This is a genomic window from Janthinobacterium sp. OK676 (assembly GCF_900103595.1).
In the GTDB taxonomy this organism is placed as follows: Bacteria; Pseudomonadota; Gammaproteobacteria; order Burkholderiales; family Burkholderiaceae_D; genus Janthinobacterium.
The window spans coordinates 32,895-49,476 of record NZ_FNHA01000003.1 but is presented as its reverse complement, the minus strand read 5'-3'; the positions used below and the strand labels follow the sequence as shown (position 1 = coordinate 49,476).

Here is a 16,582-nt window from a genome sequence, read left to right as displayed (position 1 = left end):
TCAGACGGCGCCAGGCAAGTAGGGCGTCAATTGCGGATTGACGGGCGTGCCGGCCAGGCTGTTGGAGAAATTGCACAGGGTGGCCAGGCTGATGCCCAGCACGACTTCGAGCGCCTGCTGCTCGTTGTAGCCGGCGGCCAGGAAGGTTTGATATTCCACGTCGCTGACGGCGCCGCGCGTGGCGATGACGGCCGTGGCGAAGGCGGCGACGGCGTCCAGCTTCGCATCGCCCGTCGGCTGGCCGTGCTGCAGGGCGCGCACCGTGTCCGGTGTCTGGCCTGCTTTTTTCAGCGAGATGGCGCTATGGCCGGCGATGCAGAAATCGCAGCCATGGATGCGCGCGGCCGTGATCTGCACCACTTCGCGTTCCATCAGGCTCAAGCTGGCGCGCGCATTGATGCTTGATACGGTCAGGTAGGTTTCCAGTGCCAGCGGGGCATTGGCCAGAACGCCGATCAGGTTGGGCAGGAAGCCATTGTTGGCGATGGCCTTTTCCACGAAGGGGCGGCTATCGGCCGGGGCGGTATCGAGGGTGTGCAGCGTCAGACGGGACATGGGGTACCTTGCTAAGTTGGTAAGTCACCCGGCCATTATATCGGCCATGCCGTGCACGCAACAGACGTCAGCGTCGTCCTTTTGTGCTCGTTCGTCTGCGATTGTGCGATCCTTGATTTCAGCTGACGCTTAGCTGGCCAGCTGGCGCAATCGCTGGTCGCGCCGATAGGCGCCCGGCTGCTCGCCCGTGACCCGCTTGAAGGCGCGCGTGAAGGCGGCGTGCGAGCGGTAACCCACCAGTTCGGCCGCGCGTTCGACGGAAACGCCGTCGTGCAGGCGGCGTGCGGCGATCTTCATGCGCAGCAGGAGCAGGAACTGGGCCGGCGAATGGCCGCTGGCGCTGGCGAAATGCTTGCAGAAGCTGGCGCGCGACATGCAGGCCGCCTTGGCCATGTTCTCGATCGACCAGTCGTCGGCGGGCGCGTCGAGCATGCGTTCGAGCAGCGGCGAAAACGCGGGCTGGTGCAGCAGCGACAGCAAGCCGGCCGCCACCTGCTCGCCCTGCGCCACATGGCGGATCAGGTAAAAGAACAGCAGTTCGACCAGGCGCGCGATCAGTGGCGACGGTTGTTCCGGGTCGCCGCCCGCTTCCGCCAGGATCAGGTCGAACAGCGCGGCGGCGGCGCTGAAGGCGGGTGCGTCGCCGCGTATGAGCAGATACGGCGGGAACGAGTCGACGATCAGGGCGGAGAGGGCGCCGCGAAATTGAAAGAAGCCGCAGGCCAGCGCCGTCGCCGGCTGCTCCGTGGGCGCTTGCAGCGGCAGCATCGCCTGCGCGCTGACCGCCTGCAGCGGATCGCTGTGGGGACTGAGAAAGTGCGGCAGGTCGCGCAGCAGGAAGACGCCGTCGCGCGGGCCGAGGGCGATAGGCGCCGCGCCATCGAGGTGCAGATGGCAGTGGCCGTCGAGCACCAGGTGGAAGCTGCCCAGTTCCCGGCCCGCCGTGGAGGCGCGCCAGCGGCCGCAGTACTGGCCCACGTGCAGGACGGCGGTGTCGAGTTCCAGGCTGCCGAGCAGCCAGCGCGCCAGTCTGTCGGTATCAGGATGCATGGGATCGCACAGGCAAAAGCGCCATCATACGGGCCATGCGCGGCAAGGCAAACGACCGATTTCGACTAAGCATATGCGCCGTGCTCAGCGCTTGCCGCTATGCTGCCGGAAGGCGGGGCAATCGACCTGCAGCAAGGAGCGGTCTTGCAGGCACACGGCCGACAGTTTTCCGCCCCACACGCAGCCGCTATCGAGGCCGATCAGGCGCTCCCGCAACTGCAGTCCCAGCGCCGACCAGTGGCCGAAGACGATGGTGTCGCCGGCGCTTTGCCGGCCCGGCACGTCGAACCAGGGCAGCAGGCCGGAACCGGGCGGCGGGCTGCCACTTTCCTTCATCTTGAAGTCCATCACGCCGTCGGGCGTGCAAAAGCGCAGCCGCGTCATGGCGTTGACGATACAGCGCAGCCGGTCGGCGCCCTGCAGGTCGTCGCGCCAGGCGGCCGGCTCGTTGCCGTACATGGTGCGCAGGAAGGATACCCAGTCGTCGCTGCGCAGCATGGTGGACACTTCCCCGCTCAGGGACAGGGCCTGGGCCGCGCTCCATTGCGGCAGCAAGCCCGCATGCACGAGCACATGGCCGTCGTGTTCCAGTGCCAACGACCGCTGGCGCAGCCAGTCGATCAACTCCTCGCGGTCGGGCGCCTCGAGGATTTCGGCGAGGGTGTCGGACGCATGCTCGGGCCGGATGCCGTTGGCCACGGCCAGCAGGTGCAAGTCATGGTTGCCCAGGACGCTGTCGGCCAGGCCCTGCCGCGCCAGCGCATGCACGTGGCGCAGGGTGGCCAGCGAGGCCGGGCCACGGTTGATCAGGTCGCCCGCGAACAGCAGGCGGTACGGGCCATCGGCCGCCGCTTGTATCCGTTCGATCAGTTCGACGGTTTGTGCATGGCAGCCTTGCAGATCGCCGATAAAGTAGGTTTTCATGAGCGGTGTGGTATTTTTTTTGGCAGAGGATCGGGCTGGACGGCAAACGTACCCGGATGGCGCCAGACTTTCAGTAGAATCAGAATCATGCCTGAAGTTGCACGCTTGCGTGTCGAATGGCGTGCCCGCCATGCAAAACCGCCTGCTACATGTTGCATTGTCAAAGAGTCTATTGTTAATGTATCAAATGGTAAAAGCTGTTAGCAATCATGGACTTCCTTGCTAGCATTTCCGACGCTGGAACACATTCGCGCAAGCGGGATGGAGAATATTTCCTATAAAATAATATTTTTCCGGCGCCAAAAATGCGGCAAAGTGGCGGGCCGCGCATGTGTATCTTTTTGGCGAAAAAACACGGTTTTTTTTATTGGCAATACTGGATATATGGCATTTTTTGAGATAGCAGCAGCCGTGGCGGCGTCGACGGGCGGCTTGAAAATAGGGATTTATTCGCAAAGTCGGTACAATGCCATTAAAGGCTGTATGGCGTAATTTCTCGTATTTTTTACCTTATCGATGGCTTTTTAGTGGCGAGCCCGATTTTTTGTTGATAATAAAAATGTTTTCTTTTATCGTGAGCTTTGTCGCATCCGCGTTGTTGACCCTGTTGATTATTAAACAGGTGCGATTGCACAGGTCGGCACTCGATTCTGATTTTCATGGCGTGCAAAAAGTGCACTCCCATTCAGTGGCACGCATTGGCGGGCTGGCGATCTTCCTGGCAGTGGTGTTCAGCGCGCTCGTGTCGATCTGGCGCCTGCCGTCCATGACGCAATGGATGCTGTCCTTGCTGTTGTGCTCAGGCATCGCGTTTGCTGGCGGCATCATTGAAGACTTTACGGGCAAAGTCAGCCCCGTGGGGCGCTTGCTGCTGACCATGGCAGGTGCGCTGTTGGCCTATTTTCTGATCGATGCGCGCATCGACCGCATCGATTTCCCTTTCTCCAGCTGGGCGATACCCTTGATCTGGCTGAGCTTGCCCATCACAGTGCTGGCCGTGGCGGGGATTGCCAATGCCATCAATATTATCGATGGCTTCAATGGCCTGGCCAGCGTGGTTTCCATCTGCATGTTCCTGTCGCTCGCCTATGTTGGCTTGCAAGTCAACGATTCCTTCATCCTGGTCTCGGCCCTGCTGGTGGCCGGTGCCGTTACTGGTTTTTTGATCTGGAACTATCCGGTCGGCTTGATTTTCCTCGGTGATGGTGGCGCCTATTTTATTGGCTTCATGCTCGGTGAGTTGACCCTGCTGCTGGTGATGCGCAATCCTGATGTATCGACCTGGTACGCCGTGCTGCTGCTGATTTATCCCGCATTTGAAACCCTTTTCTCGGCCTATCGACGCGCATTTATTCAAGGGAAGTCACCGGTGATGCCGGACGGCATACATCTGCACAGCCTGATTTTCCGCCGTATTGTGCAGTGGACCGTAGGCCGCAAGGAGGCGCGGGCGCTGATGCGCCGCAATTCGATGACGTCACCTTATCTGTGGCTGTTTTCGCTGACGGCCGTGATTCCAGCGACCTTGCTTTGGCGGCATACCGGTTTATTGATTTTCTGTTCCATTTTATTCATGGTGTCGTACGTCTGGTTATATTTCCGCATCATCCGATTCAAGTCGCCACGCTGGATGATTATGAATAAGAAGAAATAACGTGAATAGTGTATATTCATGCATTTTTTAATTCATATTAATGTTAAAGGTGACATATGAATTTATCAACATTGACAATGCTGGAGCTGCGCAAATTGCAAGACCAGGTTCAGCACGAATTAAACAGCCGCGAACGTGAAGATTTGAACAAGGCGCGCGAACAGATCATGGCGATCGCGCAGCAAGCTGGCATTCCGCTGAAACAGCTGATACTCGATGGCTTGCACCCGCGCACGGGTAAAGTCGCGGTGCGTTACCGTCATCCGGACAATGCCAGTGAGCAATGGACAGGCCGCGGCCGTCAGCCGCTGTGGGTCAGGCAGTGGGTGGAATCGGGCAAGTCCATCGATCTGCTGCGCGTATAATTCGGTATACTCTTGGCGCAGCAGCAAGCGGCCAGCCGCGCGCTGCACCTTGCTAGGGACTTGTTTATTCCCTTATTTATCCCTTTATTATCCCTTTACTCATACCGCCCACACCATGCTTCCATTGTCCAGAACGATCTTCAAGGCCTACGATATTCGCGGCATTATCGCTAAAACCCTCGATGCCAGCGTGGCGCACAAGATCGGCCAGGCATTTGGCCAGGCAGCCCTGGCAAAGGGCGAGCAGCGGGTAGTGATCGGCCGCGATGGCCGCCTGTCGGGACCGGAATTGACGGCGGCGCTGGCGCAGGGCTTGCAAGCGGCAGGCGTCGACGTGATCGACCTGGGCGTGGTGGCCACGCCGATGGTCTACTTCGGCACGAATGTGCTCGACACGCGCTCCGGCATCATGGTCACGGGCAGCCACAATCCACCCGACTACAACGGCTTCAAGATGGTGCTGGCCGGCGAAGCGATCCACGGTGAAGCGATCCAGGCGCTGTATCACAGCATCGTCGCGCACGACGGCAGCGCCAGCGCCAAGCCGGGAAGCTATGCCACGCACGATATCCGCGCCGCCTACCTCGAGCGCATCCTGGGCGACGTCAAGCTGGCGCGCCCGATTAAGATCGCCGTCGATTGCGGCAATGGCGTGGCGGGCGCCTTCGCGGGCGACCTGTTCCGCGGCATGGGCTGCGAAGTCATCGAACTGTTCTGCGAAGTCGATGGCAATTTCCCGAACCACCATCCCGATCCCGCGCATCCGGAAAACCTGCAAGACCTGATCCGCTGCCTGGCCGAGACGGATGCCGAAATCGGCATCGCCTTCGACGGCGACGGCGACCGCCTGGGCGTGGTCACCAAGGATGGCCAGATCATCTACCCTGACCGCCAGATGATGCTGTTTGCCGCCGACGTGCTGACCCGCCACCCTGGCGCGCAAATTTTGTACGACGTCAAATGCACGCGCCACCTGGCGCCGTGGATCAGCAAGCATGGCGGCGTGCCGCTGATGTACAAGACGGGCCACTCGCTGGTGAAAGCCAAGCTGCGCGAGACGGGTGCGCCGCTGGGCGGCGAAATGAGCGGCCATATCTTCTTCAAGGACCGCTGGTACGGTTTCGACGACGGCATGTATTCGGCCGCGCGCCTGCTGGAAATCCTCACGCGCGAAGCCGATCCTTCGGTCTTGCTCAATTCCCTGCCGCAGTCCGACAGCACGCCGGAACTGCACCTGGAGCTGAAGGAAGGCGAGAACGTCGCGCTGATGGACATGCTGCGCCGCGACGCCGTCTTCCCTGGCAATGAACAGATCATCACCATCGACGGCTTGCGCGTGGAATACGCGGACGGCTTCGGCCTGGCCCGCTCGTCGAACACCACGCCGGTGATCGTCATGCGCTTCGAGGCGGAAACGCCGGCAGCGCTGGCGCGCATCCAGGGCCAGTTCAAGAGCGTGATCCTGGCTGCCAAGCCTGACGCCGTCCTGCCGTTCTGACAGCATGGCCGGTCAACCTGGCGCACGGGCGCCCTTGAAAATCCTGCTGGTGCGGGTGTCTTCGCTGGGCGATGTGTTGCATAACCTGCCGATGGTGGCGGACATCGCCCGCCATTTCCCGAATGCGACCATCGACTGGGTGGTCGAAGAGGGCTACACGAGCCTGGTGCGCCTGAACCCGCGCGTGAATACGATCTTCCCGTTCGCGCTGCGGCGCTGGCGCAAGAGCCTGGGCAAGAAGGAGACGCGCGCGGAAATCGCCGCCTTCTTCCGCAGCCTGCGCCAGACGCGCTACGATTATGTGTTCGATACCCAGGGCTTGCTCAAGACGGGCATCATCATGGGCGCCGCGCGCCTGGCGCCGGGCGGACAGAAGGTCGGTCTGGCCAATGGCAGCGAAGGTTCCGGCTACGAAGGCATTTCGCGCCTGTTCCATACCAAGAGCATTCCGCTCGACCCGCGCACGCATGCGGTAGCGCGCGGTCGCCTGGTGGCCGGCGCGGCACTCGGCTACACGGTCGATACGCCGGCCGATTTCGGCTTGCCGGAAGTGTCGAACAGCGAGCCGCGCCCGGACTGGATGGGCGAGGCACCGTATTGCGTGTATTTCCACGGCACGGCGCGCGACGCCAAGAAGTGGGCGCCGGAACACTGGATCGCCCTGGGCCAGGCGCTCGCTCCCATGCCGATTCTGCTGCCCTGGGGTTCGCCCAAGGAAAAGGCGGAGGCGGAAGTGCTGGCGGCCGGCCTGCCCAACGCGCGCGTGCTGCCGAAACTGTCGATGGGCGACGCCACCCTGCTGGCGCGCCACGCGGCGCTGGTGATCGGCGTCGACACGGGCTTGACGCACATCGCCGCCGCCTTCGTGCGCCCGACGGTGGAAATCTATGCCGATTCGCCGCTGTGGAAAACGGAAGGCAACTGGTCGCCGAAAATCATCAACCTGGGCGACAAGGGGGCGCCGCCCGGCGTGCCGGAAGTGCTGGCCGCCGCACGGCGACTGCTGGCAGAGTACCCTCCCGCCTGACTTTAACATTCAACAATCATGCGACTTCTTTATACCCTTGCCTGGTGGCTGGCCTTGCCCCTGGTGCTGGCGCGGCTGTGGCTGCGCGGACGCCAGGAACCCGGTTACCGCCAGCACTGGGGCGAACGCCTGGGCTTTTACGGGCGCCAGCCGGCACCTGCCACGGACACCATCTGGCTGCACGCCGTCTCCGTCGGCGAGACGCGCGCGGCCGAGCCGCTGATCGATGCCTTGCTGGCCGCCTGGCCCGCGTGCCGCATCGTCCTCACGCACATGACGCCGACGGGGCGCGCCACGGGCAAGGTGCTGTTCGCCAAGCACGGCGCGCGCCTCGTGCAAAGCTATCTGCCCTACGACACGGGCGCCATGCCGGCCCGTTTCATCCGCCATTTCGCGCCGCGCATCTGCATCCTGATGGAGACGGAAGTGTGGCCGAATCTGATCCATCAATGCAATCGCTACAAAGTGCCCGTGGTGCTGGCCAACGCGCGCCTGTCGCAGCGCTCGCTGGGCAAGGCGCAGCGCCTGGGCAAACTGATTGCCGACGCGGCGCGCGGCATCACCCTGGTGGCGGCGCAGACGCAGGACGACGCCGATCGCGTGCGCCAGCTGGGCGTGCAGGACGTGGTCGTCACGGGCAGCATCAAGTTCGACGTCGTCGTGCCCGAGGCGGCGCTGGCGACGGGGGCGGCACTGCGCGCAGCCATCGGCCAGCGTCCCGTGCTGCTGTGCGCCAGCACGCGCGAAGGGGAAGAGCCGCTGATCCTCGAAGCGCTGGCGCGCGCCAGTTTGCCGGCTGAGGTACTGCTGCTGATCGTGCCGCGCCATCCACAGCGCTTCGACGAAGTGGAAAAATTGATCGCGGCGCAGGGCCTGGCCGTGCAGCGCAGATCGGCTTTGCAGCAAGGCGACGCCGTTGCGGCGGGCACGCAGGTGCTGCTGGGCGACTCGATGGGCGAGATGTTTGCGTACTACGCGGCCTGCGATTGCGCCTTCGTCGGTGGCAGCCTGCTGCCGCTGGGCGGACAGAACCTGATCGAGCCGGCGGCCCTGGGCAAGCCCGTGCTGATCGGCCCCCACACCTTCAACTTTGCGCTCGTGACCGAGCAGGCGATTGCGGCCGGCGGCGCCGCGCTGGTGGCGGATGCCGATGCGCTGATGGCGCAGGCGGCGGCCTTGCTGCAGGATCGTGCGCGTTTGGCGTCGATGGGCCAAAAGGCGCTGGCGTTTGCCAACCAGCACCGGGGCGCCACGCCACGCACCATCGCGGCTATCAAACCGCTGCTGCCGTGATGGACGTGCGGCCAACAATGGTGTCGGATTACGGCCTGCGGCCTAATCCGACCTACGCGACCACTGCCGTGATGGAGGTAGGTCGGATTAGCGCGCGAGCGCGTAATCCGACAGGCGCCTATGTGAACAAAATAGGCAACTCCTGCGAGCGCTTTCTGAGCGCCTGCTTGGCCCCATCGTAGTCGGGATAAATCGATTCCACGGTGGCCCAGAAGCGGGGGCTGTGGTTCATTTCCAGCAGGTGCGACAGCTCGTGCGCCACCACGTAGTCGATCAGCGGCAGGGCGAAGTGGATCAAACGCCAGTTCAGGCGGATCTTGCGCTCGATGGTGCAGCTGCCCCAGCGCGTGCCTGCCGACGACAGCGACAGTGAATCGTAGCGCACGCCCAGCTTGTCCGCGTACAGGTCCAGGCGCGCCTCGAACAGCTGGCGCGCTTCGTGCTGGAACCAGCCTTTCACTTTTTCCTTCAATTGCTGCTCGCTGCCCGTGGGGGTGACCCATACGTGCAGCTCATTCGTCTCGCGCTGGAAGCTGGCGCGGTGGCGCGGCGCCTGGTGCAGCCGCAAGGTGATCTCGCCACCGAGGTAGGGCAGTACGGCGCCGTCGACCCAGGCCACGGGCGGGCGCTGCTGGCGCTGCACCTTGCGCTCGCCCCGTTCCAGCAGTTTCGAGACGATCCAGCCTTGCTTGGCGCGGATGGCGTTGTCGATCTCGGCCAGGGTGACGCGTTTGGGCGCCGTCACGCGCAAGCCGTTATCGTCGATCATGAAGCCGATGGAACGGCGCGTGGAGCGGCGCAGCGCGAATTCGACGAGGTGGCTGCCCAGCTGCAGCTGGCGCAATGGCGGGCCATCGGCGGTGCGTGGCGGGGAAGGCAGGGGAGGCGGGGCAGGGCGAACGATGGGCGGCGCGGGCGCCACTACCGGTGGCGCCACGGGCGGCGCTGGCGGTGCCGTGGGGCGCACCGCCGGGGGCGTGCTGGTCGAGACGTCATGCGCGAACAAATCCAGTTGCTGGTCGCCGACCTTGATGGTCTTCATCTGCTGGCGCAGCGTCGGCTCCTGGATGACCGCGCTGATGCCGTCTAGCCAGCGTTGTAGGCGTGAGGCGAAATGACGCGCATTTCTGATTCTATCCAATTTTCCACCTGTTGCATCATGCTGTCCGGGGTTTGCCCTTCCGGCGAAATCGGTTTGCCTATCGAGACGGTGATCAGTCCCGGGCGTTTGAGGAATGACTGCTTGGGCCAGCACTCGCCTGAATTGTGCGCAATCGGCACCACCACGGCGCCCGTGGCGATGGCCAGGCGCGTGCCGCCGCTCTTGTACTTGCCCGCCTGGCCCACGGGAATGCGGGTCCCTTCAGGGAACATGATAATCCATTGGCCATCGGCCAGGCGGCGCTTGCCATGCGCGACGACGCTCTTGAACGCATGCTTGCCCTGTTTGCGGTCGATGGGGATCATGCGCAGCAGCGCCATGGCCCAGCCGAAAAAGGGGATGTACAAAATCTCCTTCTTGAACACATACACGAGCGGGCGTGGCAGGCTGGGAAGCAAGAAGATGGTTTCCCATGCCGACTGGTGTTTCGACAGCACGATGGCCGGCGCGTCGGGGAAGTTCTCGGCGCCCTTGACTTCATAGCGGATGCCGCAAATGACCTTGGCGCACCACAGGATAAACACGTTCCAGCGCGAGGTGACCCAATAGCGCTTGTTGTAGCTCAATGGCGCGGCAAAAAAGCACACGCAGGCCCAGACGATGGTGGCCACGATCATGATGATCATGAACAGCAGTGATCGCAGGAACAGGGAAATATTACGCAATGCGGTTCTCCGAAGATTAGATACTGAATGCCACGGTGGGCGCCGGTGCGGCTGGCGCCTTGAGCAGGTGGCTGACGACGGCTGCCAGGTCGGGAAAGACCTGGGTGCCGGGCGGCAGGCCGCCCGTCTCGTTGGTTTTTTCGCCCTTGCCCGTCAAGACCAGGTAGGGCACGCAGCCGCTGATGAAACCGGCCTGCAGGTCGCGCAGCGAATCGCCGACCGTGGGCACGCCTTTCAGGCTGGTGTTGTAGCGCTGCGAGATTTCATGGAACATGCCCGGTTTCGGCTTGCGGCAGTCGCAATTGTCCGCGCCCGCGTGCGGGCAAAAGAAGATGGCGTCGATATCGGCGCCCACCTGCTGCGCCAGGGTGTGCATCTTCTGGTGGATCGCGTTCAGCACCGTCATGTCGAAGTATTCGCGCGCGATGCCCGACTGGTTCGAGGCGATGACGACGCGATAGCCGGCCTGGTTCAGGCGGGCGATCGCTTCGAGCGAGCCGGGGATCGGCAGCCATTCGGCCGGCGACTTGATGAAGTCCGGCGAGTCATGATTAATGACGCCGTCGCGGTCGAGAATAATCAGTTTCAGCGCCGGAGTACCCATTATGCCGCCAGCTTGGAAATGTCGGCCACGCGGTTCATCATGCCGTGCAAAGACGACAGCAAGGCCAGGCGGTTGTTGCGCAGGGCGACATCCTCGGCCATCACCATCACGTCATTGAAGAAGCCATCGACATCGTCGCGCAGCTGCGCCAGCGTTTGCAGGGTGCTGGTGAAGTCGCCCTTGGCAAAGGCCGCGTCGACTTCCGGCTGCACGCGCGAGACGGCGGCGGCCAGTTTTTTCTCCGCTTCGTCCTGCAGCAGCGCCACGTTGACGCCGCCGGCGGCGACCTGGCTCACGGCTTCCTCGTTCTTTTTCAGGATGTTCGTGATGCGCTTGTTGGCAGCTGCCAGCGAGGCGCTTTCGGGCAAAGCGGCAAACGCCTGCACGGCTTCCAGGCGCTGCACGATGTCGTCCAGGCGGTCCGGATTCTGTGCCACGACGGCTTCGATTTCATTCGGCGAGAAGCCGCGCTCGCGCAGGATGCCGCGCAGGCGGTCGAGCATGAAGGTGGTGACGTCCGCGACCGGGTCCTTGAAGCCGGGCACGGCCGCGAACTGCGCCGCCGCATCCGCCAGCAAGCCCTGGATCGACAATGGCAAGCGTTTTTCCAGCAGCATGCGCAGCACGCCCAGCGCATGGCGGCGCAGCGCGAACGGATCCTTGTCGCCCGTGGGCGCCAGGCCGATGGCCCAGATGCCGACCAGGGTTTCGAGCTTGTCGGCCAGCGCCACGGCGGTGCCGGTGGCGGTGGATGGCAGGGCGTCGCCGGCAAAGCGCGGCTGGTAGTGTTCGGAGGCGGCCAAGGCCACTTCTTCCGCTTCGCCGTCATGGCGCGCGTAGTACGTGCCCATGATGCCTTGCAGTTCGGGGAATTCGCCCACCATATCGGTCAGCAGATCGGCCTTGGCCAGCAGGGCGCCGCGTTCGGCCAGAGCCACGTCGTAGTCCAATTTGGCGGCGATGGCGCCAGCCAGCGACTTGACGCGCTCCGTGCGGGCAGCTTGCGTACCCAGCTTGTTGTGGTAGACGACGTTGGCCAGCAGCGGCAAACGCGATGCCAGCGTTTTCTTCTTGTCCTGCTCGAAGAAGAACTTGGCGTCGGACAGGCGCGGGCGCACGACGCGCTCGTTGCCGCCGATGATGTGCTCGGGCGTGTCCGTTTCGATGTTCGAGACGATCAAAAAGCGCGAGCGCAGCTTGCCTTCGCTGTCCGTCAGCGCAAAATATTTCTGGTTCGTCTGCATGGTGAGGATCAGGCATTCCTGCGGCACGGCCAGGAATTCTTCCTCGAAGTGGCATTCATACACGACCGGCCATTCGACCAGGGCCGTCACTTCGTCGAGCAGCGCTTCAGGCATCAAGACCTGGTCGGCGCCAGCCTTGTCCAGCAGCTGGGCGCGGATGCGTTCCTTGCGTTCCTCGTTGCTGGCGATGACGCTGGCGTTGAGGATCAGCGATGGCGCGTAGTTTTCCGCGTGCGCGATGGCGATCGGTTCGCCGTCGGTCAGGAAGCGGTGGCCCAGGGTGCTGCGGCCGGCCGTCAAGCCCAGCAGGGTCAATGGCAGGATATTGATGCCGTGCAGGGCGATCAGGCTGTGGGCCGGGCGCACGAATTGCACGGTGGTGCCGTCCGGGCGCTGATAGCTCATCAGTTTTGGAATCGGCAGCTTGGCGCAAGACTCCGTCAAGGCCGCCTGCGCGCCGGCGGCCAGCTGGCTGCCCGGCGCCGTGTACGTGTAGAAGAAGCTTTCAGCCTTGCCGTCGGCGGCGCGTTCCAGCTCGGCTACCGTCAGGTCGGGGAAGCCCAGCGCGGCCAGTTTCTTGGCCAGCGGCGGCGTGCCGTTGCCGTTCGCGTCCAGCGCCACGGAGACGGGCAGGACTTTTTCGCGGATCGATTTGTCGGGCGAGACTTCGCGCACATTGGTGATGGAGACGGCCAGGCGGCGCGGCGAGGCGTAGCTGGTGGCGACGCTGTCGGCTTCGAGGAAGTCGCGCGCTTTCAGGCCGTTGACGATACCGGCCGTGAAGGCGGCGCCCAGTTTGGCCAGCGCTTTCGGCGGCAGTTCTTCGGTCAGCAGTTCGATGAGCAGTGTTTGGTTCATGGTGTTCTTGTCTGGTACGGCGGTGTATGAGCTAGGCGATCAAGCGGCGGCGGGTTGGTCAGCGGCGGGCAGCATCGGGAAACCGAGGCGTTCGCGCGAGTCGTAATACGCTTGCGCCACCAGGCGCGACAGGGTGCGTACGCGGCCGATGTAGGCGGCGCGTTCCGTCACCGAGATGGCGCCGCGCGCGTCCAGCATATTGAAACTATGCGACGCCTTCATGATCTTTTCGTAGGCGGGCAAGGTCAGTTGCAGCTCGATCAAACGCTTCGCTTCCGCTTCGTAGTTGCCGAACTGTTCGAACAGCAGGTCCGTATTCGCGTGCTCGAAGTTGTAGGTCGATTGCTCCACTTCGTTCTGGTGGAAGACGTCGCCGTAGGTCAGTTTTTTCGTAGTGCCGTTCTCTTCCCACTCGGTCCACACCAGGTCATACACGTTTTCCACGCCTTGCAGATACATGGCCAGGCGTTCGATGCCGTAGGTGATCTCGCCCAGCACGGGCTTGCAATCGAGGCCGCCCACTTGCTGGAAGTAGGTAAACTGCGTTACTTCCATGCCGTTCAGCCAGACTTCCCAGCCCAGGCCCCAGGCGCCCAGGGTCGGGCTTTCCCAGTCGTCTTCGACGAAGCGCACGTCATTCTGCTTCAAGTCCAGGCCCAGCGCGGCCAGCGAACCCAGATACAGGTCGAGGATGTTTTCCGGCGCCGGCTTCAAGACCACCTGGTACTGGTAGTAGTGCTGCATGCGGTTTGGGTTTTCGCCATAGCGGCCATCTTTCGGGCGGCGCGACGGCTGCACATACGCGGCGCGCCAAGGTTCCGGGCCGATCGCGCGCAGGAAGGTGCCAGTGTGGAAAGTGCCGGCGCCGACTTCCATGTCGTAAGGCTGGAGCAGGGCGCAACCTTGCTTGTCCCAATAGGTTTGCAAGGTCAGGATAATTTGTTGAAATGTGAGCATCGTATGAGTTCGCCGCGCGGGAGGCTGCGCTTTGTTAAGGTTTGCTTGAAGCCCGGACGCATGCTTGGCAGCGCGTCCGGGCCGGGGTTTTGCTAATTTTAGCGGTTTTTACGGGCCCACTGTGACTCTTCGGGCAATATCGGCCGCTTATTGCTGCGCGGCGCGGCTGCGGCGGGCGGCGCGCGACAGCAGGAAGGCCGTCAGCAAGGCCAGCGCGGCCAGGGCCAGCACCAGTTTATTGCCGTACAGAATGTATGGCGTCATGCCGCCCATGCCTTGCACCTTGGCCGCCAGGGTGGCCTGCTGTTCCGGCGGCAGCAGGCTTTGCACGACGCCCTTGCCGTCGATGACGGCGGTGGCGCCCGTGTTCGTCGAGCGCAGCATCGGGCGTCCCGTTTCCAGGCTGCGCATCTGCGAAATCTGCAGATGCTGCGGGATGGCGATCGAGTCGCCGAACCAGGCCAGGTTCGAGATATTGAGCAGCACGGACGCCGACTGCTTGCCGCGGCGGTGGGCGCTGGCCAGCTGGCCGGCGATTTCCTCGCCAAACAGGTCTTCGTAGCAGATATTCGGCAGCACCAGCTGGTCGCGTACGGGCAAAGGCGCTTGTACTTCCGCGCCGCGGCCCATGTCGCCCAGCGGGATGGCCATCATGGCGACAAACCAGTGCAGGCCGGGCGGCACGAATTCGCCGAACGGCACCAGGTGGTGCTTGCGGTATTGGTAGTAGGGGCCTTCTGTGCCGTTGGGCGTGATGCCCACGGCCGCATTGTAGAAGCGCTGCTGCTCGTCGAGCACGGGCATGCCGACCAGAATCGTGCTGCCCGTCTGCTGCGAATACGTCGCCAGGCTATCCAGATAGCCGGGTGGCAGCTGGTGCGGCAGCACGGTAACGGCCGTTTCCGGCGTGGCGATCAGGTCGGCCGGCGCGCTGGTGATGGCGCTCTGGTACATCTGCAGGGCGCCCAGCACGAAGCCGGGGTCGAATTTCTGCTGCTGCGGCACGTTCCCCTGCAACAGGCGCACCGTGATCGGGCGTCCGACAGGGTGGGTCCAGTTCACGTATTGCAAGCCGATGCCGGCCGCGTACAGCGCGATGATGCCGGCCAGCGCACTCCAGCGCGTGCGGTGCGTCAGCAAGAGCAGGGTGCCGGCCGACAGCGCCGCCAGCCAGCCCAGGCCATACGATCCGACGATGGGGGCAAAACCGGCCAGCGGGCCCGTATTGTGGGCGTAGCCGGTGGCCAGCCACGGGAAACCCGTAAACAGCCAGCCGCGCGTCCATTCGAACAGGCTCCACGTGGCGGGCAGCACCAGCAAGGTCATGGCGGGCAGGGACAGCACCCAGCGCTGGCGCAGCCAGGCGGCCGCGCCCATGGCCAGGGCCACGTAAATGGCCATCAGCAGGGCCAGCAGGGCCACGGCGATGGCGGCGATCGGTGCGGCCATGTCGCCATAGCGGTGCATGGAGATGTACAGCCAGTGCGTGCCTGCCGCGCACCAGCCGAAGCCGTAGGCCCAGCCGATCAGCGCGCCGGCCTTGACGTTCGAAGCGCGCAGCACCTGGTAGAACAGCACGCCCAGGCTGAGGATTTGCAGCGGCCAGTAGCCGAAAGGGGCGAACGCCAGCACCGCGACGGCGCCGGCGACGGCGGCAGTCAGCATGCGCGCCCACGTGCTGCGGGGCGGTTTGGCGGGGGCGTTGGGATCGGCGCGTCTGAAACGCATTTACAGCACGCGCATGTCAGAGTTCCAGTTCCGGCACGTTGGGCAGGCGCTCGACGAGCAGCACGTGCACCTGGCGCGCATCGGCGCGCAGCACCTCGAAGCGCAGATTGCCCAGGTCGAAAATATCGCCCTTGTGCGCCATGCGGCCCAGGTACTTCGAGACGAGGCCGCCGATGGTGTCGACGTCGTCGTCGACCAGGTGGCTGCCCACTTCTTCGTTGAACTGTTCGAGTTCGGTCAATGCCTTGACACGCCAGCGGGGGCCGAACTGGCCTTCCTTGAGCGAGAGGATATTGTCTTCGGCTTCGTCGAAGTCATATTCATCCTCGATATCGCCGACGATCTGTTCCAGCACGTCTTCGATGGTGATCAGGCCGGCGACGCCGCTGTATTCATCAACGACGATGGCCATGTGATTGTGGTTGGCGCGGAAATCGCGCAGCAGCACATTCAGGCGTTTCGATTCGGGGATGAAGATGGCGGGGCGCAGCATGTCGCGGACGTCGAAAGTTTCTTCTGCGTAATAACGCAGCAAGTCTTTCGCCAGCAGGATGCCGATGACCTTGTCGCGCTCGCCTTCGATCGCGGGGAAGCGCGAGTGGGCGGTGGACAGGACTTCCGGCATCCATTCCTCGATCGGCTTGCTGATGTCGATGACATCCATTTGCGAACGGGGAATCATGATGTCGCGCGCGCAGAGATCCGATACCTGGAACACGCCTTCGATCATCGACAGGGCGTCGGCGTCGATCAGCTTGCGTTCGTGCGCATCGTGTAGAACATCGAGCAATTCTGCACGGTTCTCTGGCTCGGGGGAAATGAGTGCGGTCAGGCGTTCAAACAGTGACCGGTGGGGCTTGACGTCAGTTCTGACGCCACTAGGGTGCTCGGGCATAGGAGGCGTGAGCCGTTGTTGCGAAGGGATATAGGATACACCAAAAGTGGGGCCATACCGGATTTCCCCGCTTTTGATGCAAATTTAATACGTCGAAGTGCGC

Annotated in this window: 16 protein-coding genes; 6 read left to right on the top strand and 10 right to left on the bottom strand. The window is 63.2% G+C overall.

All coding sequences use genetic code 11. The features are described 5' to 3' along the window. The 3 genes from BLU39_RS07105 to BLU39_RS07095 all read right to left on the bottom strand — a co-directional run bounded on the left by BLU39_RS07105 (position 1) and on the right by BLU39_RS07095 (position 2,529). Positions 1–555, bottom strand: a complete 555-nt coding sequence (locus BLU39_RS07105) for a carboxymuconolactone decarboxylase family protein (protein WP_092711454.1) — start codon at positions 553–555, stop codon at positions 1–3. Positions 556–684: 129 nt separating this feature from the next. Next, entirely contained in the window at positions 685–1,605 is a 921-nt protein-coding gene (locus BLU39_RS07100; RefSeq protein ID WP_092711452.1) for an AraC family transcriptional regulator, read from the bottom strand. Between the two features lie 84 nt (positions 1,606–1,689). Continuing rightward, positions 1,690–2,529, bottom strand: coding sequence for a symmetrical bis(5'-nucleosyl)-tetraphosphatase (locus BLU39_RS07095; RefSeq protein ID WP_092711450.1), 840 nt, complete (start codon positions 2,527–2,529; stop codon positions 1,690–1,692). Positions 2,530–2,748: 219 nt separating this feature from the next. On the opposite strand from BLU39_RS07095, the gene BLU39_RS28120 reads away from it, so the two are divergent. The 6 genes from BLU39_RS28120 to waaA all read left to right on the top strand — a co-directional run bounded on the left by BLU39_RS28120 (position 2,749) and on the right by waaA (position 8,366). Next, positions 2,749–3,021: a hypothetical protein gene (locus BLU39_RS28120; protein ID WP_139178193.1), complete on the top strand. Its 273-nt coding sequence runs from the start codon at positions 2,749–2,751 to the stop codon at positions 3,019–3,021. A gap of 67 nt (positions 3,022–3,088) precedes the next feature. Then, entirely contained in the window at positions 3,089–4,183 is a 1,095-nt protein-coding gene (locus BLU39_RS07090) for a glycosyltransferase family 4 protein (RefSeq protein WP_092711448.1), read from the top strand. Positions 4,184–4,239: 56 nt separating this feature from the next. Then, entirely contained in the window at positions 4,240–4,548 is a 309-nt protein-coding gene (locus tag BLU39_RS07085; protein ID WP_092711446.1) for an H-NS histone family protein, read from the top strand. A gap of 115 nt (positions 4,549–4,663) precedes the next feature. Further along, a complete protein-coding gene (locus tag BLU39_RS07080; RefSeq protein ID WP_092711444.1) occupies positions 4,664–6,046 on the top strand; it encodes a phosphomannomutase/phosphoglucomutase in 1,383 nt (460 codons plus the stop codon). A gap of 4 nt (positions 6,047–6,050) precedes the next feature. Further along, positions 6,051–7,073 (top strand): lipopolysaccharide heptosyltransferase I, encoded by a 1,023-nt coding sequence (gene waaC, locus BLU39_RS07075; RefSeq protein WP_092711442.1) that lies wholly within the window; start codon positions 6,051–6,053, stop codon positions 7,071–7,073. 18 nt (positions 7,074–7,091) lie between these two features. After that, positions 7,092–8,366 (top strand): lipid IV(A) 3-deoxy-D-manno-octulosonic acid transferase, encoded by a 1,275-nt coding sequence (gene waaA / locus BLU39_RS07070; RefSeq protein WP_092711440.1) that lies wholly within the window; start codon positions 7,092–7,094, stop codon positions 8,364–8,366. Positions 8,367–8,484: 118 nt separating this feature from the next. On the opposite strand, the gene BLU39_RS07065 is transcribed toward waaA, so the two are convergent. From BLU39_RS07065 to BLU39_RS07035, 7 genes are all read right to left on the bottom strand, one after another. After that, positions 8,485–9,408 carry a M48 family metallopeptidase gene (locus BLU39_RS07065; protein ID WP_092711438.1) on the bottom strand — a complete coding sequence of 308 codons (924 nt, stop codon included), beginning with the start codon at positions 9,406–9,408 and terminating at the stop codon, positions 8,485–8,487. A gap of 44 nt (positions 9,409–9,452) precedes the next feature. After that, on the bottom strand, positions 9,453–10,193 hold the full coding sequence (locus BLU39_RS07060) for a lysophospholipid acyltransferase family protein (protein ID WP_034746739.1): 741 nt from the start codon (positions 10,191–10,193) through the stop codon (positions 9,453–9,455). Between the two features lie 16 nt (positions 10,194–10,209). Then, positions 10,210–10,797, bottom strand: a complete 588-nt coding sequence (gene gmhB, locus BLU39_RS07055) for a D-glycero-beta-D-manno-heptose 1,7-bisphosphate 7-phosphatase (RefSeq protein WP_058048328.1) — start codon at positions 10,795–10,797, stop codon at positions 10,210–10,212. Further along, a complete protein-coding gene (gene glyS, locus BLU39_RS07050; protein WP_092711436.1) occupies positions 10,797–12,899 on the bottom strand; it encodes a glycine--tRNA ligase subunit beta in 2,103 nt (700 codons plus the stop codon). The genes gmhB and glyS overlap by 1 nt, the downstream gene beginning before the upstream one ends. 39 nt (positions 12,900–12,938) lie before the next feature. Further along, positions 12,939–13,856 (bottom strand): glycine--tRNA ligase subunit alpha, encoded by a 918-nt coding sequence (gene glyQ / locus BLU39_RS07045; RefSeq protein WP_034746745.1) that lies wholly within the window; start codon positions 13,854–13,856, stop codon positions 12,939–12,941. 147 nt (positions 13,857–14,003) lie between these two features. Then, complete coding sequence (lnt, locus tag BLU39_RS07040) at positions 14,004–15,584, bottom strand: apolipoprotein N-acyltransferase (protein WP_254788912.1); 1,581 nt, start codon at positions 15,582–15,584, stop codon at positions 14,004–14,006. A gap of 16 nt (positions 15,585–15,600) precedes the next feature. Next, on the bottom strand, positions 15,601–16,479 hold the full coding sequence (locus tag BLU39_RS07035) for an HlyC/CorC family transporter (protein ID WP_092711434.1): 879 nt from the start codon (positions 16,477–16,479) through the stop codon (positions 15,601–15,603). Positions 16,480–16,582 lie beyond the last annotated feature (103 nt).